An 18120-nucleotide genomic window follows, 5' to 3' on the forward strand; every position below is an offset into this window, starting at 1 on the left:
AATTATCCAGTGGATGATTTCAGCAATCCAAGAAGTTCCAAGACTTAGTTTTGAGCCTAGGGTCTCAAAACTCCCGAGTGCCTGAAACGTTATTGTTTCAGGCACTTTTCTCACAGCGGAAAGTTTTGGTATTTTCTTGAATCGATTTAAAAATTGGAACTCATTTTTATTTTTTTTGCAAAATCGCTTAACTTATTTTACTTTAAAGTAGTTTGTCTACATTCTAAAAACAGGATGTTAGGATCCTGCCTTTTTGCTTTCTTACAAACAAGTTGAACAAGGTGATCAGATCTTTTTTCATTTGCCAAAAGAAAAACCTTCTCCAGAAGGGTAGGAAAAGGTCGGGGGATTTAGTTCCAGCTAGCAAAGTCGCAGACACTGAGAATGATCGTTCCAATTTCAATGGGGTCCTCTTTTGCACCCGATTCTAACCAGGTAACAATTACAGATTCGATCGTAGCGATGAAAATTTCTAGACCATACTTGTATGGAACTTGAAAGTCTGAAATGATGTGTTCTTTAGCGTGGGGAGTATCGTCCAGTGCATGAAGGGTAAAACTTCTTACCAATTTACTAGAGTCCGAGCAACAGGATTGTGACAATGCATATATAAAATCATAATTCTCTTTAATAGCGGTCAACACATTGAGAAAGTTTACCTTGACAGGGCTTCCTTCAACGAAGAGACTATCCAATTCTTGCATCATGTCCATTTTCATTTGCTCAAACATGTCGTATTTATCGACGTAGTGCAAGTAGAAGGTCCCTCGGTTAATTCCAGCAGTTTCGGTTAATTGTCGAATAGTGATGCTGTCAAAAGGTTGTTGCAAGAGCAGTTTTGAGAGTGCATTTCGTAAGTCTGACTTGGTTGTTGTTTGTCTTTGGCGTACCATATGTTCCTTTCTATAGTTGTATAAATCTGTTTCTATTTATTTGATATTGAAATAATTTATAGGTTAAATAATTTCACGACACTAACAAATAGCATTATACTCCAAAAATATAAATTAGACAATAATTCTCATTTTTGTACAGATAACGAAAAGTGTACAAAAATTTCACAAATTTATGAATGACGGGCACTGACAAGATTTTGTGAAAACCTCACAATAATTAGTGATTTAAATTAATTCCCTCCTAAAAAAATGGTCAGGAAATTTTTAGGAAAAGGAGGAACAAGATAGAGTGACGAACAAAAAACCAGCACGTTTTAAAGTGCTGGTTTCTTTATTTGATAAAAGTCGTCACAATCAAATTGAAATTTAAGATGGTTAAGACAATCGCAACGAGATAGCCCAAGAAGGTATTCCATTTCGCATTGACATGCTCTCCCATGATTTCCTTGTTGGAGGTGAAATAAACCAGAGGGAAGATGGAGAAAGGAAGGGCCACTGATAGGAAGACTTGAGAATATACCAGAAGGTCATCGAGGACATGTTCTTGGTCACCGAATAAAATTGCGACAATGATAACAGGAAGGAGGGCAATGATCCGAGTCATGAGACGCACCACCCATTGTGGTAGTCTAAATCGCAAGAAACCTTCCATAACGATTTGACCGGTTAGGGTCCCAGTAATGGTTGAATTTTGACCACTAGCTAACAAAGCGATGGCAAAGAGGGTGGACAAGAAAGGACTAGCGATGGCACCAGCAATATGGTTATCCTTGAGGGCATTGTACATGCTAGAGAAAGCACCAATCTTATCTCCGTGTCCGAAGAAGAGGGCCGCTCCAAGAATCAAGAGGAGGGAGTTGACGACAAAAGCCAAACTCAATTCAATATTTGAATCCCAGGTCATAAAGCGCACTGCCCGTTTGATATCTGCTGGATCCTTGTAATCAACTTTTCGCGTTTGCGAAATGGAAGAGTGGAGATAGAGGTTGTGGGGCATCACCGTTGCTCCGATGATTCCAAGAGCCAGGGTTAAGGCTTCATTTCCTTTTGGAAGCCCAATTCCTAGCACCTCTTTTTGAGGGAGGAAGCCAGCGAAGATTTCCCCGATATCTGGCTTCGAAAGAAAGACAAGATAACCAAAAATCGCAAGGATTGTGAGGATCAAGGTTGATACGATGGCCTCGATCTTTCTAAATCCTAGATGCATAAGGCCCAATAAGAGGAAGACATCAAAGATGGTGATCAGAATGGAAAAGAGCAAAGGCCAACCAAAGAGGAGGTGGAGGGCAATCCCTGAGCCGATGACTTCCGCTAAATCTGTTGCCATCAAGGCAAGCTCGATCACAATCCAAAGGGTATAGCGAAGCCATTTTGGCAAGTGATGGGCAGTTGTTTGGGCCAGGTCCTTACGATGGACAATCCCTAATTTCCCAGCCATTTGTTGCAACTGCATGGCGATCAAAGACGAGAGAAGAACCACTGATAAGAGGAGGTAGCGGTATTGTGCCCCTCCGACCACACTGGTAATCCAGTTTCCCGGATCCATATAGCCGACAGCTACCAGACTTCCTGGTCCTGAAAAGAGTAGAAGAGTCTTCCAAAAGGGGATGCCCTTTGGCACGTCAATAGACTGGTTGATTTCTTGAAGAGATTTCCTTTCAAACTGTTGTAAACTCATGATGAGCCTTCTTTCTAAGAATAAATCAAATTTCTCTCTAATTATAGCATAAAATTTATAATAGTTCATGATAATGAGGAAGAATCACTATTGGTGATGCCTCGATTTCTTTGTAATCTATACGAAAAGGACTATAATATAGATAGGAAATAGGAGGGAGGAGAGAAAAAATGGCCTACATCGAAATGCAGCACTGTTACAAGCGATACACTAGTGGAGAAACGGAGATTCTCGCTAATCAGGATGTTTCTTTTGAGATTGAAAAAGGCGAATTGGTCATTATTTTAGGGGCGTCAGGAGCTGGAAAATCAACAGTTCTCAATATCTTAGGAGGGATGGACACGAATGACGAAGGACAGGTCCTGATTGATGGGGTGGATATTTCTAAGCTCAATTCCCATCAACGAACGGATTATCGACGAGATGACGTTGGCTTTGTCTTTCAATTTTATAATTTAGTAGCCAATCTGACAGCCAAGGAAAATGTCGAATTGGCTTCAGAAATCGTCTCTGATGCCTTGGATCCAGAAGCCGTTTTAAGAGAAGTAGGACTTGGCAATCGTCTTGATAATTTTCCTGCCCAATTGTCAGGTGGAGAGCAACAACGGGTGGCGATTGCTCGAGCAGTGGCGAAAAACCCTAAAATTCTCCTTTGCGATGAGCCTACAGGAGCCTTAGACTACCAGACAGGTAAGCAAGTATTGGGGATTTTACAGGATATGTCTCGTAAAAAGGGAGCGACGGTCATCATCGTAACCCATAATGCTGCTTTAGCTCCAATTGCAGACCGTGTGATTCGCATGCATGATGCCAAGGTCAAGTCTATAGAAATCAATGAGTTTCCTCAAGATATTGCTACACTAGAGTATTAGAGAGGTGCTAGCATGAAACGAAAAATCTATTGGAAGGATCTGTTTGGTTCTTTTACACATTCAAAAGGACGTTTTCTCTCCATCTTAACCTTGATGTTGTTGGGAAGCTTGGCCTTGGTAGGCTTAAAGGTGACTACTCCAAATATGCATCGAACGGCTAACCAGTTTATTCAGCAACAAAAGATGCTAGATCTTGCTGTCATGGGGGACTTGGGATTAGACCAGGTAGACCAAGAGGAGCTTTTAGGACTCAAAGGGGCGCGTGTCGAATTTGGTTCACTGCTAGATCTGACAGTGAAAGGAACAGGAGAGGCAATTCGACTTTTTTCTGCCCCAAAGAGCCTTTCTTCTTTTCGTGTGACCAAGGGGCGTCTGCCTCAAAAAGAAGGGGAACTGGCCCTAGCGAGTTTTTGGGAGGATCGTTATCGATTAGGGGATACCCTCACACTTGAAGAAAAGGTGGGAACTAGGTCTAGTTTAAAGCAAAAGCAATTCACCATTGTTGGCTTTGTTCAATCCTCTGAGCTGTGGTCTCAAAAGAATTTAGGCACTGCCATGAGTGGCAGTGGGAATCTTGATGCCTATGCTCTGGTTTCAAAAGAGGTCTTTACGACTAAACTCCCTGTGATGGCGCGGATCCAGTTTGATGATCTGAGATCTTTTGATTCTTTTTCACAAGTCTACCAAAAACGGCTAGAAGATCACCAAGAAGAGTTAGAAAAACTTCTGAAAGACAATGGAAAGGCTCGCTATCAAAGACTCAAGAAGGAGGCGGATGGGCAGATCCAAAAAGGCCAGAAAGAACTCAGTCGTGCCAAGGAAACACTCCAGTCAGCCAAGAATCAGATCGATCAGGCTCAAAAGCAATTAGACTTGCAGGAGACGCAACTCAGTAAACTAGCTCCATTTCTGCCAGCTAAAGAGCATCTAGCAAGTCAAGAAAAAATCCATCAAGCTAAAGAACAACTGGATCAGAAAAAGAAGGACTGGACCAAAGGTGAAACGGAGCTCGCAAAAAAAGAGGAGGAGCTGAAAAAAGCGCAAAGGGAGCGAGATCAGCTGGAAATTCCAACTTATCATGTCTATGACCGCAAGACCATGCCAGGCGGACAAGGTTACCTGATGTATAGCAATGCTAGTAGTAGTATTTCCGCTGTCGGAAATATTTTTCCGGTTGTTCTTTACCTGGTAGCAGCCATGGTGACCTTTACCACGATGACCCGCTTTGTTGATGAAGAGCGAACCAATGCAGGTATTTTTAAGGCACTGGGCTATCGTACCAAGGACATCATTCTCAAATTTGTCCTCTATGGATTCTTTGCAGGGACGATCGGTACCCTTCTAGGAACCTTGCTGGGCCATTATTTCCTATCGGGGATCATTTCCAACATTATTACGCAAGGGATGGTGATTGGAGAGAGCAGAGAGTATTTTTATGGGGATATGACTCTGATTGCGCTCGGACTGTCTTTCGTCGCGAGTGTGCTTCCAGCTTACTGGGTTTCTCGTAAGGAATTAAAAGAAGAAGCTAATCTTTTATTGCTTCCTAAACCACCCGTATCCGGTTCGAAGATTTTCCTGGAGCGTCTCCATTTTATTTGGAAGCGTCTGAGTTTCACCCACAAGGTCACTGCTCGTAATCTCTTTCGTTACAAACAACGGATGCTGATGACCATTTTTGGAGTGGCAGGTTCTGTTGCTCTTCTCTTCGCAGGGCTAGGGATTCAATCTTCTGTAGGAGGGGTTTCCAAACGCCAATTTCAAGAGATCCTATCTTATGAGATGATTGTAGCCAAAAAAACGAATTTATCAAGCCAAGAAAGCAAGGAACTAACCAATCGTCTGGAAAAATCAGATATCAAAGATTATCGAGCCGTTTATAGTAAGGTCATCGAAGCATCTTTAAAGGGTGGACGCGACAAGCAGACCATTACGATGATGGTAACGGATCGTACAGATTTTTCTCCCTTTGTCAGCTTACGTTCTCTCAAGCAAGGAGAGTCCTTGTCTCTCAAGAAAGGGGTCATCATCAGTAGTAAGCTAGCACAACTAGCCAGGGTTACAGTCGGTGATCGATTGACCTTAGATGGTCATACTTTTAAGATAGCAGGGATCACTGAAAATTATGTCGGCCATTTTGTCTATATGGATCAGGCAAGTTACCAAAAAATCTACGGAAAGCGGACTTCAGCAAATAGCTATTTGGTGCAGTTGAAAAATCCTTCTACAGGACAAGTGCAGGCTGTCAGTCGGGACATGATGGCACTTGCAGCTGTGAAGGCAGTCAGCCAAAATGCTTCGATGATTTCCCTCTTTAACTCAGTTGCCAAATCCTTGGACACTACTATGATGATTCTAGTAGTCGTATCGATCTTGCTAGCCATCGTGATCTTGTATAATTTAACCAATATCAATGTGGCAGAGCGGATCCGTGAATTATCGACCATTAAGGTCTTAGGATTCCATAATAAGGAAGTGACGCTCTATATTTACCGCGAAACCATCTTATTGTCTATCATAGGGATCCTTTTGGGATTAGTGGGTGGTTATTATCTTCATCAATTCCTCATTGCTATGATTGCACCAGATGCCATTCTCTTTTACCCTAAAGTGGGACTTGGCGTTTTCCTCTTCCCTGTCGGAGGAATGATCCTTCTCTTGATCCTGTTAGGAATTTATGTTGACCATTATCTTCGAAAAGTAGACATGCTCGAAGCCCTCAAATCAGTAGACTAAGATACAAAGCCGTTAAGCAACTCTTTGGAAAAAGATAAATCCAACGACGAAGCTTCCGCTTATAGCCTGAGTTTTCATTTCTGGTAGCATGGAATGTTCATAAAACTTTCACCCCAGGGTGGAAGTTTTTCTACTCTTTGTTATAATGGATAGTAGGAGAAGATCATGACTAAAATTGCTTTACTTTCAGATATTCATGGAAATACGACAGCTTTGGAAGCTGTCCTAGAGGATAGTCGAAAAGCCAAGGTGGATGAATATTGGCTCTTAGGAGATAGTTTGATGCCAGGAACAGGGAGACGGGCCCTCTTGGAGATGTTAGAGGAGTTACCGATTACGGTAAAAGTCCTTGGGAACTGGGAAGATAGTCTTTGGCGGGCCATGAGGGGGATGCTGGATGAGACCAGACCCAGTCATCGCTACCTCATGCGCCAGTGTCAATATATTCTTGAAGAAATCACGCCTCAGGAAATTGAAGCCATGCAGGAAATGCCCATGCAGGTCCATAGAGAAATCGCAGGTTTAAAGATCGGCATTACCCACCACTTACCTGACAAGAATTGGGGTCGCGAATTGATCCACATTGGTGAGCAGAAGGATTTTGATCGCTTGGTGACAAACCCGTCTTGTGATATCGCAGTCTATGGCCACATCCATCAGCAGTTTTTCCGCTACGGGACAGGAGGAGAACTGATTATCAATCCTGGCTCGATCGGTCAACCTTTCTTTTTGGAAAAGAATCTTCGCAAGGATCTTCGGGCCATGTATGCTATTCTTGAATTTGATCAAATGGGGCTAAAAGATATCGATTTTAGACGGGTGGATTATGATGTGCAAAAAGAACTCCAACTTGCTAAAGACCTCCATCTTCCTTATTATCAAGTGTATTATGAAAGTTTGGTCAATGGCATTCATCATACCCACAATCATGAGCTACTTCATGAGATTGAGCAGAGAGAAGGTCATGATCGAGAAATCGATGCTTGGTTAGAGGACTTTTTTCAATAGTGTAACTATTGACATTACAACAAAAACTAGTATAATAAGGGTAGTAAGAGTCATCTGTTGACAATCGTCCAATAGATGCCACTTTCAGAACAGGCAGAAAGGAGTAAAGACATGCAAATTTCGAGTCGGTTTACAATCGGGACTCATGTCTTGATCATGATCGCTCTACAAGGGGAAAAAACCAAAGTAACCAGTGATTTTTTGGCAGGAAGTGTCGGCGTGAATCCTGTTATTATTCGAAAGACCTTGTCTCAGTTGAAAAAAGCTGGATTGATCCATGTAGCGCGTGGGACAGGAGGAGCTGAACTCGCTAAAGCAGCCGATGAGATCAGTCTGCTGGATATCTATCAAGCGGTCGAATGCTTAGGTTCGACAGGCCAATTATTTGGTTTCCATGAAAAACCCAATCCAAATTGCCCAATAGGTCACAATATCCACCATGTCTTAGATGGGAAGCTCGAAGACATTCAGACTGCTATGGAAAAAGAGATGGCTCAAACCAGCCTAAAAGAAGTCGTAGAAGACGCGCAGAAAAGAATGGACCTCGAATCGGTTTCATAAGAAAAATGAGAGTGGGACAGAAATCGGTCATTCGTTAGAATTCGATTTCGTCGTCCCACCTCCGCACAGTTGAGTAGGGCTGTAAAAGCTGATGAAATCAGCGTAGTAGAGCCCACTCAACCACTGCGTCTTGCTCTACAATCCAAAGACAATTAAGAGGCTAGGACTTTTGTCCCAGCCTCATTTTTTATATTTATTGACGAAACATTCTGTTTACTGCGACTTGGATCTACAAAAGGATTAGTCAAAGTAAAGCAAGTCTTTGCTGGTTTCTGTAAAGAGTCCAAAGCCGTCTTTTGTGACATAGCCGCAGTCTTCGATACGGACTCCGACTTTACCTGGGATATAGATCCCTGGTTCGACTGAGAAGCACATGCCTTCTTCAAGCACCAGGTCATTTCCTTCCATAATAGAAGGGAATTCATGCACATCCATACCGATACCGTGTCCAAGGCGGTGGTTGAAGTATTCACCATAACCAGCTTTTTCGATGACGCTCCGTGCAGCACGGTCAACGTCATGTGCGGTTACACCAGGTTTGATCATATCGATGGCTGCTTGTTGAGCTTCTAACGTCAAGTGGTAGATTTCTTTTTTGAAATCATCCGGTTTTCCAACCGCGACGGTACGGGTCATATCTGATGCATAACCATTGACCATACAGCCAAGGTCAAAGAGCAAGAGAGCATTGTTTTCGACTTTATTGCTTCCAGGAATTCCGTGTGGGTTAGCTGCATTATTCCCCGTCAAGACCATAGTTTCAAAGCTCATTTCATAGCCCAAGCGTTTGATGCCAAAGTCGATTTCTGCCACGATATCAGTTTCCGTTTTATCCAGTGAGATGGCGTCAAAACCCATATTGACAGCCTTATCTGCGTATTGACCGGCCACCAACATCTTTTGGATCTCATCAGCAGATTTGATCAAGCGCATGCGGTTAATCCGTGGTGTTAAGTTAGTAAATTCCGCTTTTTCAAAGACAGTGCGCAATCCATTGTACTTGGTCAGAATCAAGTTATCATATTCAAGTGCAACAGTTTTGGCATCTGGTTTTGCGATAGCCCCTTTAATCTTTTCCCAAGGGTTTTCAGAATCTACATAGCCAACCACTTGGAAATCAACAACTGCAGTCGCCCGTTCCACTTCAAGTGCAGGAACGAAGAGAAGGGGTTCGTGGTCTGTATAGACGAACAAGAAGAGTTGGCGTTCGTGGGGATCACTGTAAAATCCAGTCAGGTAATTGATGGTGACAGGATCGGATACAACAGCGACATCTGTTTTTTCAGTTTCAAGAAAATCGACGATTTGATCTAATTTAGACATAATGCTACCTTCTTTCTATGGATCTATTTTGTCAAATTTTCCCCAAAAAAGCAAGAGTTTACAAAATTTTACCAAAATGCTTGAAAGTGTTTACAATAAGTGATAAAATAGGATTAATTAGAGAGTGAAAACGAAATTTTCAACAATGAAAGGAAATCTTATGAATACAGACGATACAGTTACAATTTATGATGTCGCCCGTGAAGCAGGGGTTTCAATGGCAACCGTTAGTCGTGTAGTAAATGGAAATAAAAACGTTAAAGAAAATACACGTAAAAAAGTTTTAGAAGTGATCGAACGCTTGGATTACCGTCCAAATGCTGTTGCGCGTGGTCTTGCTAGCAAGAAAACCACAACAGTCGGTGTTGTGATTCCAAACATCACGAATAGCTATTTCTCTACATTGGCTAAGGGGATCGATGACATTGCTGAAATGTACAAGTACAATATTGTTCTTGCAAATAGCGATGAAGACGATGACAAAGAAGTTTCAGTGGTAAATAACCTTTTTTCAAAACAAGTGGATGGGATCATTTTCATGGGCTATCATTTGACAGAAAAGATTCGCTCAGAATTTTCACGCTCTCGGACGCCAGTTGTTCTTGCTGGTACAGTGGATGTTGAACACCAATTACCAAGTGTCAATATCGACTACAAGCAAGCGACTGTGGATGCTGTTACACAGTTGGCAAAACACAACAAGAAAATTGCTTTTGTAAGTGGCCCATTGGTGGATGATATCAATGGAAAAATTCGTTTGACAGGCTACAAAGAAGCTTTGAAAGCGAAAAAATTGAGCTACAGCGAAGGACTTGTGTTTGAATCCAAGTACCGTTACGATGAAGGTTATAACTTGGCAGAACGCATCATTGCGTCAAAAGCAACAGCTGCCTTTGTAACAGGGGATGAATTGGCTGCAGGTCTCTTGAACGGCTTGTCTGATCACGGTATCAAAGTACCAGAAGACTTTGAAATCATTACTAGTGATGATTCACAAGTAACTCGTTACACGCGTCCAAATCTATCAACGATTGGCCAACCCTTGTATGACCTTGGTGCGATTAGTATGCGTATGTTGACCAAGATCATGCACAAAGAAGAGTTGGAAGAACGCGAAGTACTGTTGTCTCATACGATCAACCAACGTGGAACGACCAAAAAATAAGGATTAGTAGACTAGAGTCTCGACTTGGGAAGACGTGTCTACTAGTCTGAGAGGCTAGAACAGAACTGTTCTAGCTTCTTTTTATATGTGTCATTAATCATAAGTAATGATGAAGTGAAATTGAATGAGTGTTGGTTCAAATATTGATGTGTAAGTTACAATTAAATCGTTCTAGAGTTTGTTAAAATACCATACAACAAAATATGATGAATTTGTTTTGTTTCGTCTTCTATGTTTTTATTTGGAGATAGATGATTTCCTGTGCTATTGAGAGCACTCATGACGTTTAATATAACCTCTGTTGACAAATCTTTAGCAATTATATTTTCATTTTTACCTAGCTCAATATATGCACGATATATTTCACGCTTTTTCTCATCTATCGCTTTTGTCATAAGTTTCGTAAAAGTAGGATCCTCTAACGTTTTTTCTTGAAAGTAGTTAGAAATCTGTTGGCTTATTTTTTTCTGACATAAAGCTAAGGCTTGATTTAATTTTGATTTATAATCTATATTACTGAGTAGAATGTTTTCAGCTTCTTGTATGATGTCTTTAAACAATTCATTAATACATAAAGCTACTAAATTATCTTTCTTATCAAAGTAATTGTAGATTGACACAGGAGAAACTTCTGCGACTTTTGCAATTGATTGTATACTTGTTTCTTTAAACCCTTTTTCTTTAAATAAAGAAAGAGCAGACTGAATAATAGCTTGCTTCTTTTTTTTTGTTGTTTTTTGATATTGATTCATTTGAACACTCCATTTGATATCAATTATAGCACAACTTTGAAATTTATCTCAGATTATTTCATTAATTCTTGACGATATCTGATATTTACAATACAATTAAGTTTGAAATATAATTAATGATATTTCAAACTTATAATAATTGAGGGAAGATATTTAATGTTAACTGAATTTCTTATTAAGCAGTCTCAAAAACCTAGTGGTCTTATTGGTAGAGTCATCACAAAAATATGGTCATTCTATTTTAAAAAACTTAGTCTTTGGGCGATTAAACAGACTACTATTTCAGATAATTATAGAATTTTAGAAATTGGTTACGGTGGCGGGAGTACTATCAAGAACCTTCTTGCTTTAAATAAAAATCTTGAGATTCATGGTATTGATATTTCTAAGGAATCATATAGAACTGCCCAACGTGTTCATTCAGATTCCATAAGAAAAGGTAGTGTCCAACTTAAGATTGGAAATGTGGAGAATATGCCTTATCAAAATAACTATTTTGATAGAATATTTGCTATTCAGACCCATATTTTTTGGAAGGATATAAAAAAGAGTTTTCAAGAAGTTTATAGAGTCATGTCCAGCAATTCTACTTTGATAATTGCTTCTGAAAAAGAAAAAATACATTATCATATGACAGATTATCGTACAAGTCATGAATTTAGTCAGTTACTAACAAGTATTGGTTTTTCAAAAATTGAGGAAAAACAGAATCGCAATTGGATTTTGTATACCGTATATAAATAAAATAGAATTTTAAATTTCGAACAGAACTGTTCTAGCCTCTTTTTTATACTGCAAACAGGTAGAGACTTGCTGGGCACTCTTTATTTCGGTATAATAGAAAGTATGAAAGTTTTACTGTATTTAGAAGGAAAATCCGTATTACAAAAATCAGGAATTGGTCGAGCCTTGCAGCATCAAATGCATGCGCTGGATTTGGCTGGGATTCCGTATACGACAGATATTTTAGGAGATTATGATGTGGTGCATATCAATACCTATGGCCCACGGAGTTTCCTTTTGCTCCATGCAGCAAAGCGTCGTGGAAAGAAAGTCATCATGCATGGCCATTCAACCCGTGAGGATTTTGAAAATTCCTTTATCGGGTCTAACTTTTTTGCGCCCTTGTTTGGGAAGTATTTGGCTCACATGTACCAAAAGGCAGACTATGTGATCACGCCATCTGAGTATTCCAAACACCTGATTCAGTCTTATGGGGTGACCACACCGATTATCGCGGTTTCCAATGGAATTGATTTGGAAAAATACAAGAAGGATCCGAAAAAAGAAGAAGTCTTTCGCAAGCATTTTAATATCCAAGAAGGCCAAAAGGTTGTCATCTGTGCAGGGCTTTATTTTAAACGCAAAGGGATTGAAGATTTCGTAGAAGTGGCTCGTCGCATGCCGGATGTGCGCTTTATCTGGCTAGGTTCTATCAACAAATGGATCATTCCGCGTAAGATTCGTCGTATCGTGGAAAAGGATCATCCAAGTAATGTGGAATTCCCTGGCTACTTCAAGGGAGCGGTCTTCCAAGGGGCCATGACGGGTTCAGATGCTTTCTTCTTCCCATCTTATGAAGAAACAGAAGGAATCGTTGTTTTGGAAGCCTTGGCCAGTCATCAGCACACGGTCTTGCGGGATATTCCAGTATACAATGGCTGGATCGACGAGACGTCTTCTGAATTGTGCCATAATGTAGACGAATTTGTGGATTCCTTGAACAAGGTCTTGAACGGACAAGTAGACAAGCGGGAGGCGGGCTACAAGGTCGCTGAAAGTCGTTCGATCGACTTAGTGGCTTATCAATTGGTCGAAGCCTATCAAACAGTTTTGGAGATGTAAGATGCGTGTAGGGTTATTTACAGATACCTATTTCCCGCAAGTTTCGGGAGTGGCGACCAGTATTCGGACGCTCAAAACAGAATTAGAAAAATTGGGTCACACGGTCTTCATCTTTACGACAACGGATAAAGATGTCAACCGCTATGAAGATTGGCAGATCATTCGGATTCCAAGTGTGCCTTTCTTCGCCTTTAAGGACCGCCGCGTTGCATATCGTGGCTTCTCAAAGGCGCTTGCCATTGCCAAGCAATACCAGCTGGATATTATCCATACCCAGACTGAGTTTTCACTGGGCCTTTTGGGAGTGTGGATTGGACGCGAGTTGCGGATTCCAGTCATTCATACCTACCATACCCAGTATGAGGACTATGTCCGCTATATTGCAAGAGGCATGGTCATTCGCCCAAGTATGGTCAAATACATTGTGAGAAGTTATATGAATGATCTGGACGGCGTGATCTGTCCTAGTGAGATCGTCTATGACTTGCTCCAAAAGTACAAGGTCAAGGCAGAAAAACGCATTATTCCGACAGGGATTGATTTGGCCAAGTTTGACCGACCAGAAATCACTCCGACAGAGACAGCAGCCCTTCGTGAAAAATATGAAGTCGCAGAAGATGAAACGCTTTTACTGAGTCTGTCGCGGGTTTCTTATGAAAAGAATATTCAGGCTGTTATTGCGGCTCTTCCTGATGTCCTCAAGGTCAATCCAAAAGTTAAGTTGATCGTGGCTGGAGATGGTCCTTATTTGGATGATTTGAAAAAACAAGCGGCGAAACTGGGGATTTCAGATGCGGTTGTCTTTACAGGGATGATCCCACCAAATGAGACAGCTCTTTACTATAAGGCGGCTGACTTCTTTATTTCAGCTTCAACGAGTGAGACGCAAGGGTTGACTTATTTAGAGAGTATTGCGAGTGGTACCCCGATCATCGCTCATGGCAATCCTTATCTCGATCATGTGATTGATGACCCTATGTTTGGAAAGCTCTTTTATGAAGAGAGTGATCTGGCACAAGCGATTCTTGAAGCGATTGAGGAGATGCCTCCAATCGATGAGACCAAGTGGGCAGAAAAGATTGATGATATTTCTGCAGCAACCTTTGGCCGTCGGGTCTACGAATTTTACTTGGATAAAATCATCTCTAAAGACTTTTCAAATGATTTGAATCCTGAGCAAAGTCGGGTTAAGCGGATGTCTAAGACCATTGTGAAAATCCCGACCAAGGTGATTGCTCTTCCGGTCAATGGATCTGTGAAGATGATGAAGGCTTCGGTCAAACAAGTGAAGAAAATCCGTAAAATCACGCATTTCTTTGATTGAAAATGAAACTTTTTCTTGCAAAATTTTTCAATCGTGCTATAATAACTGACAGAGACATATCAAATCTAGGAAATCTGATAGAGAGCGCGTGGGGCTGGAAATCGCGTAGAGGATAGGTTTGGGACTACTCGTGATTCTTTTATGCAAACATAAAACGGTGGCTACGTTAGAGCCAATCAGAGGTGTCCCTCTTTTTTGAGGAACATAAATGAAGGTGGAACCACGTTGCGACGTCCTTTCGAGGAGGTCGCTTTTTTGATTTCTTCATGAAGACATCAAAAGGAGTGACGATTCCAATGTTCAAAGACACCTCCCACCCATTTAGCTACTAAAAACTTTATAAGGAGAAAATCATGATTAAGATTACTTTCCCAGATGGCGCTGTTCGTGAATTCGAATCTGGCGTTACTACTTTTGAAATTGCCCAATCTATCAGCAATTCTTTGGCTAAAAAAGCTCTTGCTGGTAAATTCAACGGCAAATTGATTGACACAACTCGTGCCATCACCGAAGATGGAAGCATTGAAATCGTGACACCTGATCACGAAGACGCTCTTCCAATCTTGCGTCACTCAGCAGCTCACTTGTTTGCCCAAGCAGCTCGTCGCCTCTTCCCAGATATCCACTTGGGTGTTGGTCCAGCGATTGAAGATGGTTTCTACTACGATACAGACAACCAAGCTGGTCAAATCTCTAACGAAGACCTTCCTCGTATCGAAGAAGAAATGAAGAAAATCGTGAAAGAAAACTTCCCATCTGTTCGTGAAGAAGTGACCAAAGACCAAGCGCGTGAAATCTTCAAAAATGATCCGTACAAATTAGAATTGATCGAAGAACATTCAGAAGACGAAGGTGGGTTGACCATCTACCGTCAAGGTGAATACGTTGACCTTTGCCGTGGACCACACGTCCCATCAACTGGTCGCATCCAAATCTTCCACCTTCTGAACGTTGCTGGTGCTTACTGGCGTGGGAATAGCGACAATGCGATGATGCAACGGATTTACGGTACAGCATGGTTTGACAAGAAAGACTTGAAGAACTACCTTCAAATGCGTGAAGAAGCTAAGGAACGTGACCACCGTAAACTTGGGAAAGAATTGGATCTCTTCATGATTTCTCAAGAAGTTGGTCAAGGTCTTCCATTCTGGTTGCCAAATGGTGCGACCATCCGTCGTGAGTTGGAACGCTACATCGTTGATAAAGAAGTAGCAGCAGGCTACCAACACGTCTACACTCCACCAATTGCTTCTGTAGAACTTTATAAAACTTCAGGTCACTGGGATCACTACCGTGAAGACATGTTCCCACCAATGGATATGGGGGATGGAGAAGAATTTGTTCTTCGTCCAATGAACTGTCCTCACCACATCGAAGTTTACAAACACCATGTGCACTCTTACCGCGAATTGCCAATCCGTATCGCTGAAATCGGTATGATGCACCGTTATGAAAAATCTGGTGCCCTTACAGGACTTCAACGTGTGCGTGAAATGTCTCTGAATGATGGTCATACCTTTGTGGCTCCAGAACAAATCGAGGAAGAATTCAAGAAGATCCTTCAATTGATCATCGATGTGTATGAAGACTTTAACTTGACAGATTACCGATTCCGCTTGTCTTACCGTGATCCTGAAGACAAACACAAATACTTTGACAACGATGAAATGTGGGAAAATGCTCAACGCATGTTGAAAGCAGCCGTTGATGATATGGGTGTTGAGTACTATGAAGCAGAAGGGGAAGCAGCCTTCTACGGACCAAAATTGGATATCCAAGTGAAAACAGCTCTTGGTAAAGAAGAAACCCTTTCTACCATCCAATTGGACTTCTTGCTTCCAGAACGCTTTGATCTTCATTACATTGGAGCAGATGGAGAAGAACACCGTCCAGTTATGATCCACCGTGGGGTTATCTCAACGATGGAACGCTTTACTGCGATCTTGATTGAAAACTACAAGGGAGCTTTCCCAACCTGGCTTGCTCCTCACCAAGTAACCCTTATCCCAGTATCGAACGAAAAACACGTGGACTATGCTTGGGAAGTGGCTAAGAAACTACGTGACCGTGGTGTTCGTGCAGATGTGGATGAACGCAATGAAAAAATGCAGTTCAAGATCCGTGCTTCTCAAACACAAAAGATTCCTTACCAATTGATCGTTGGGGACAAGGAAATGGAAGAGCAGGCTGTAAACGTTCGCCGTTATGGTCAAAAAGAAACAGAAACCATGTCAGTGGATGCATTTGTAGAATTAATTCTTACAGATATTGCAAATAAATCCCGTGTTGAGAAATAAACCATTTAACCTAGAACAAAATCTCAGCCACCTAAAAAGCAACAACTGAAATAGTTGTTGCTTTTTTACATTTTGATTAAGCTGAGCTAGTAGTGATCTGCTAAACCACCACAAATAGTATCCTCATCAACAATCCTTTCTACCCATTAACTTTTGGATATAGGATATCCTCCCAAGATTTGCTTCCTCGAGTTAGATAAGGTCAATATCCTCAATCCTTGTCTGCTTCATTTTCTTTTACGAGATCTTTTTGAGAATCTTTTTCAGAGAGTTTTTGATCGATATACTTGTCAATGTTTTCGTAAAATTCCTTGGTCGTCTCACTATCTAATTTTGTCGAATTATGGACTTGATTGACTTTCAATTGAACAGATTGAATACCGTAAGAGTCTTGTTTTTGGCGAATGGTTTCTAATTCTTCTTCTGAAATCGGATCTCCAACAACTGTCAAGACCAATTCATTGCTACTTGACTTGTAGACTTGATTAATGATCGTATGATTGGCAAACTCTTTTCCTACAAACTGTTTGATCCCTTCTTTTCGTGCTTGATCCATCGTCAGAGTGACTGCTGAATAGCTGGCTGGAAGAACCAATAATACAATCAAGGAGATCAACCCAATTCTCATTTTCATGTTTAGCTCTTTAAATGAACTTAAGGGAGATTGTCTCATCATAATTCTTGTTCCAACAATATTGATTAGCATGATAAAGACACAGTTGATCAAGAAAAGATAGAGAGCCCCAAATAAAAATCGTACATTTCCATTAGCTAAACCATAGCCTGCAGTGCAGATAGGTGGCATCAGAGCTGTTGCAATAGCTACTCCTGGCACGATATTGTTTGCTTCTTTTTTTCTTGAACCAATGACACCTGCTATCCCACCCGCAATAGCAATGAGAACATCCCAAATGGTTGGAGAGGTTCGTGCAATCAATTCGCTACTTGCATAAGATAAGGGAGAAATCCAGAAATATAGAGTCGAGACAAGCAAACTGACCAATACTTGAGTAAATAAAACCCCTAGAGATTGCTTGATTAAACGCGTATCAAAAATAGCTAAACCAAACCCCAGTCCAATAATCGGTGTCATAAGAGGGGAAATCAGCATGGCTCCAATAATGACAGCTGTTGAATTCATATTTAGACCTATAGAGGCAATAAAAATCGAACACATCAAAATCACTGTATCTCTTAATCGAACATGAAGGTCATCATATAGTTTCTCGCGGAATTCACGTGTTGAATAGTTTCCGGACATTGGTTACTCCTTTTATTTCATATAATCTTGTTTCTGCATGGATGATGGTAGAGAGACTTCTGTCCAAACTGACATGTTTTTAATTCTCATTTGTAATTCTTTTGAACATTATCTTTTAAATATCCATCAGTCCATCCTGCATATTATATCAAAAATTTTACATTCTTTCTCTGAAGAAATCTATCAATTGAACAGATAGAGAAAGTCAGAAATTTTAGATTCCTTATTCAAAGAAGGAGAACGGTATCTCCTCTGAAAGTAGATACCGTTTTAATGTTTAAAGATGATGAGTTTGTAGCAGCAATCCTAGCTGATATCTCCAACAAATCACGTGTTTCAAAATAATACAAAAAGAAAAGATTGAGGATAAAATCATCTAAAAACTTTCCTTAGGTGAGTACG

At 40.9% G+C, this 18120-nt stretch carries 14 protein-coding genes; 9 read left to right on the forward strand and 5 right to left on the reverse strand.

What is annotated here, in order from left to right; genetic code table 11:
- Nucleotides 1–350 precede the first annotated feature (350 nt).
- Both HMPREF2926_RS07140 and HMPREF2926_RS07145 read right to left on the reverse strand, forming a co-directional pair.
- Nucleotides 351–893 (reverse strand): TetR/AcrR family transcriptional regulator, encoded by a 543-nt coding sequence (locus tag HMPREF2926_RS07140; protein ID WP_070587085.1) that lies wholly within the window; start codon nucleotides 891–893, stop codon nucleotides 351–353.
- Nucleotides 894–1227: 334 nt separating this feature from the next.
- A complete protein-coding gene (locus HMPREF2926_RS07145) occupies nucleotides 1228–2574 on the reverse strand; it encodes an Nramp family divalent metal transporter (protein ID WP_070587087.1) in 1347 nt (448 codons plus the stop codon).
- A 170-nt stretch (nucleotides 2575–2744) separates the two neighbouring features.
- On the opposite strand from HMPREF2926_RS07145, the gene HMPREF2926_RS07150 reads away from it, so the two are divergent.
- The 4 genes from HMPREF2926_RS07150 (at nucleotide 2745) to HMPREF2926_RS07165 (ending at nucleotide 7751) form a co-directional block, all read left to right on the forward strand.
- Nucleotides 2745–3446, forward strand: coding sequence for an ABC transporter ATP-binding protein (locus tag HMPREF2926_RS07150; protein ID WP_070587089.1), 702 nt, complete (start codon nucleotides 2745–2747; stop codon nucleotides 3444–3446).
- A gap of 12 nt (nucleotides 3447–3458) precedes the next feature.
- Nucleotides 3459–6182 carry an ABC transporter permease gene (locus tag HMPREF2926_RS07155; RefSeq protein ID WP_070587091.1) on the forward strand — a complete coding sequence of 908 codons (2724 nt, stop codon included), beginning with the start codon at nucleotides 3459–3461 and terminating at the stop codon, nucleotides 6180–6182.
- 165 nt (nucleotides 6183–6347) lie between these two features.
- A complete protein-coding gene (locus HMPREF2926_RS07160; RefSeq protein WP_024055256.1) occupies nucleotides 6348–7190 on the forward strand; it encodes a metallophosphoesterase family protein in 843 nt (280 codons plus the stop codon).
- 111 nt (nucleotides 7191–7301) lie between these two features.
- Nucleotides 7302–7751, forward strand: a complete 450-nt coding sequence (locus HMPREF2926_RS07165; protein ID WP_024055257.1) for an Rrf2 family transcriptional regulator — start codon at nucleotides 7302–7304, stop codon at nucleotides 7749–7751.
- Nucleotides 7752–7991: 240 nt separating this feature from the next.
- Here HMPREF2926_RS07165 and HMPREF2926_RS07170 read toward each other — a convergent pair whose 3' ends face one another.
- Entirely contained in the window at nucleotides 7992–9074 is a 1083-nt protein-coding gene (locus HMPREF2926_RS07170; RefSeq protein WP_024055142.1) for a M24 family metallopeptidase, read from the reverse strand.
- Between the two features lie 160 nt (nucleotides 9075–9234).
- Here HMPREF2926_RS07170 and ccpA point away from each other — a divergent pair, with 160 nt between their 5' ends.
- Nucleotides 9235–10239 carry a catabolite control protein A gene (gene ccpA, locus HMPREF2926_RS07175; protein ID WP_021153619.1) on the forward strand — a complete coding sequence of 335 codons (1005 nt, stop codon included), beginning with the start codon at nucleotides 9235–9237 and terminating at the stop codon, nucleotides 10237–10239.
- 161 nt (nucleotides 10240–10400) lie between these two features.
- Here the strand turns inward: ccpA and HMPREF2926_RS07180 are convergent, their stop codons facing one another.
- On the reverse strand, nucleotides 10401–10991 hold the full coding sequence (locus HMPREF2926_RS07180; protein ID WP_070587093.1) for a TetR/AcrR family transcriptional regulator: 591 nt from the start codon (nucleotides 10989–10991) through the stop codon (nucleotides 10401–10403).
- Between the two features lie 156 nt (nucleotides 10992–11147).
- On the opposite strand from HMPREF2926_RS07180, the gene HMPREF2926_RS07185 reads away from it, so the two are divergent.
- The 4 genes from HMPREF2926_RS07185 (at nucleotide 11148) to thrS (ending at nucleotide 16457) form a co-directional block, all read left to right on the forward strand.
- Entirely contained in the window at nucleotides 11148–11735 is a 588-nt protein-coding gene (locus HMPREF2926_RS07185; RefSeq protein ID WP_021153618.1) for a class I SAM-dependent methyltransferase, read from the forward strand.
- Nucleotides 11736–11837: 102 nt separating this feature from the next.
- A complete protein-coding gene (locus HMPREF2926_RS07190; protein WP_003008161.1) occupies nucleotides 11838–12836 on the forward strand; it encodes an LTA glycolipid anchor biosynthesis glycosyltransferase, IagA/BgsA family in 999 nt (332 codons plus the stop codon).
- Nucleotide 12837: 1 nt separating this feature from the next.
- Nucleotides 12838–14160, forward strand: coding sequence for a glycosyltransferase family 4 protein (locus tag HMPREF2926_RS07195; protein ID WP_021153617.1), 1323 nt, complete (start codon nucleotides 12838–12840; stop codon nucleotides 14158–14160).
- Between the two features lie 353 nt (nucleotides 14161–14513).
- Nucleotides 14514–16457 (forward strand): threonine--tRNA ligase, encoded by a 1944-nt coding sequence (gene thrS / locus HMPREF2926_RS07200; protein WP_070587095.1) that lies wholly within the window; start codon nucleotides 14514–14516, stop codon nucleotides 16455–16457.
- Between the two features lie 211 nt (nucleotides 16458–16668).
- Here the strand turns inward: thrS and HMPREF2926_RS07205 are convergent, their stop codons facing one another.
- Nucleotides 16669–17718, reverse strand: coding sequence for a DUF389 domain-containing protein (locus HMPREF2926_RS07205; protein ID WP_070587096.1), 1050 nt, complete (start codon nucleotides 17716–17718; stop codon nucleotides 16669–16671).
- Between the last annotated feature and the right edge of the window lie 402 nt (nucleotides 17719–18120).

This window comes from Streptococcus sp. HMSC078D09, from assembly GCF_001813675.1.
In the GTDB taxonomy this organism is placed as follows: domain Bacteria; phylum Bacillota; class Bacilli; order Lactobacillales; family Streptococcaceae; genus Streptococcus.

Excerpts from the sequence above, each read along its gene's own strand:
- HMPREF2926_RS07140 (WP_070587085.1), bottom strand. The coding sequence starts at position 893 with ATGGTACGCCAAAGACAAACAACAACCAAGTCAGACTTACGAAATGCA.
- HMPREF2926_RS07145 (WP_070587087.1), bottom strand. The coding sequence starts at position 2,574 with ATGAGTTTACAACAGTTTGAAAGGAAATCTCTTCAAGAAATCAACCAG.
- HMPREF2926_RS07150 (WP_070587089.1), top strand. The coding sequence starts at position 2,745 with ATGGCCTACATCGAAATGCAGCACTGTTACAAGCGATACACTAGTGGA.
- HMPREF2926_RS07155 (WP_070587091.1), top strand. The coding sequence starts at position 3,459 with ATGAAACGAAAAATCTATTGGAAGGATCTGTTTGGTTCTTTTACACAT.
- HMPREF2926_RS07160 (WP_024055256.1), top strand. The coding sequence starts at position 6,348 with ATGACTAAAATTGCTTTACTTTCAGATATTCATGGAAATACGACAGCT.
- HMPREF2926_RS07165 (WP_024055257.1), top strand. The coding sequence starts at position 7,302 with ATGCAAATTTCGAGTCGGTTTACAATCGGGACTCATGTCTTGATCATG.
- HMPREF2926_RS07170 (WP_024055142.1), bottom strand. The coding sequence starts at position 9,074 with ATGTCTAAATTAGATCAAATCGTCGATTTTCTTGAAACTGAAAAAACA.
- ccpA (WP_021153619.1), top strand. The coding sequence starts at position 9,235 with ATGAATACAGACGATACAGTTACAATTTATGATGTCGCCCGTGAAGCA.
- HMPREF2926_RS07180 (WP_070587093.1), bottom strand. The coding sequence starts at position 10,991 with ATGAATCAATATCAAAAAACAACAAAAAAAAAGAAGCAAGCTATTATT.
- HMPREF2926_RS07185 (WP_021153618.1), top strand. The coding sequence starts at position 11,148 with ATGTTAACTGAATTTCTTATTAAGCAGTCTCAAAAACCTAGTGGTCTT.
- HMPREF2926_RS07190 (WP_003008161.1), top strand. The coding sequence starts at position 11,838 with ATGAAAGTTTTACTGTATTTAGAAGGAAAATCCGTATTACAAAAATCA.
- HMPREF2926_RS07195 (WP_021153617.1), top strand. The coding sequence starts at position 12,838 with ATGCGTGTAGGGTTATTTACAGATACCTATTTCCCGCAAGTTTCGGGA.
- thrS (WP_070587095.1), top strand. The coding sequence starts at position 14,514 with ATGATTAAGATTACTTTCCCAGATGGCGCTGTTCGTGAATTCGAATCT.
- HMPREF2926_RS07205 (WP_070587096.1), bottom strand. The coding sequence starts at position 17,718 with ATGTCCGGAAACTATTCAACACGTGAATTCCGCGAGAAACTATATGAT.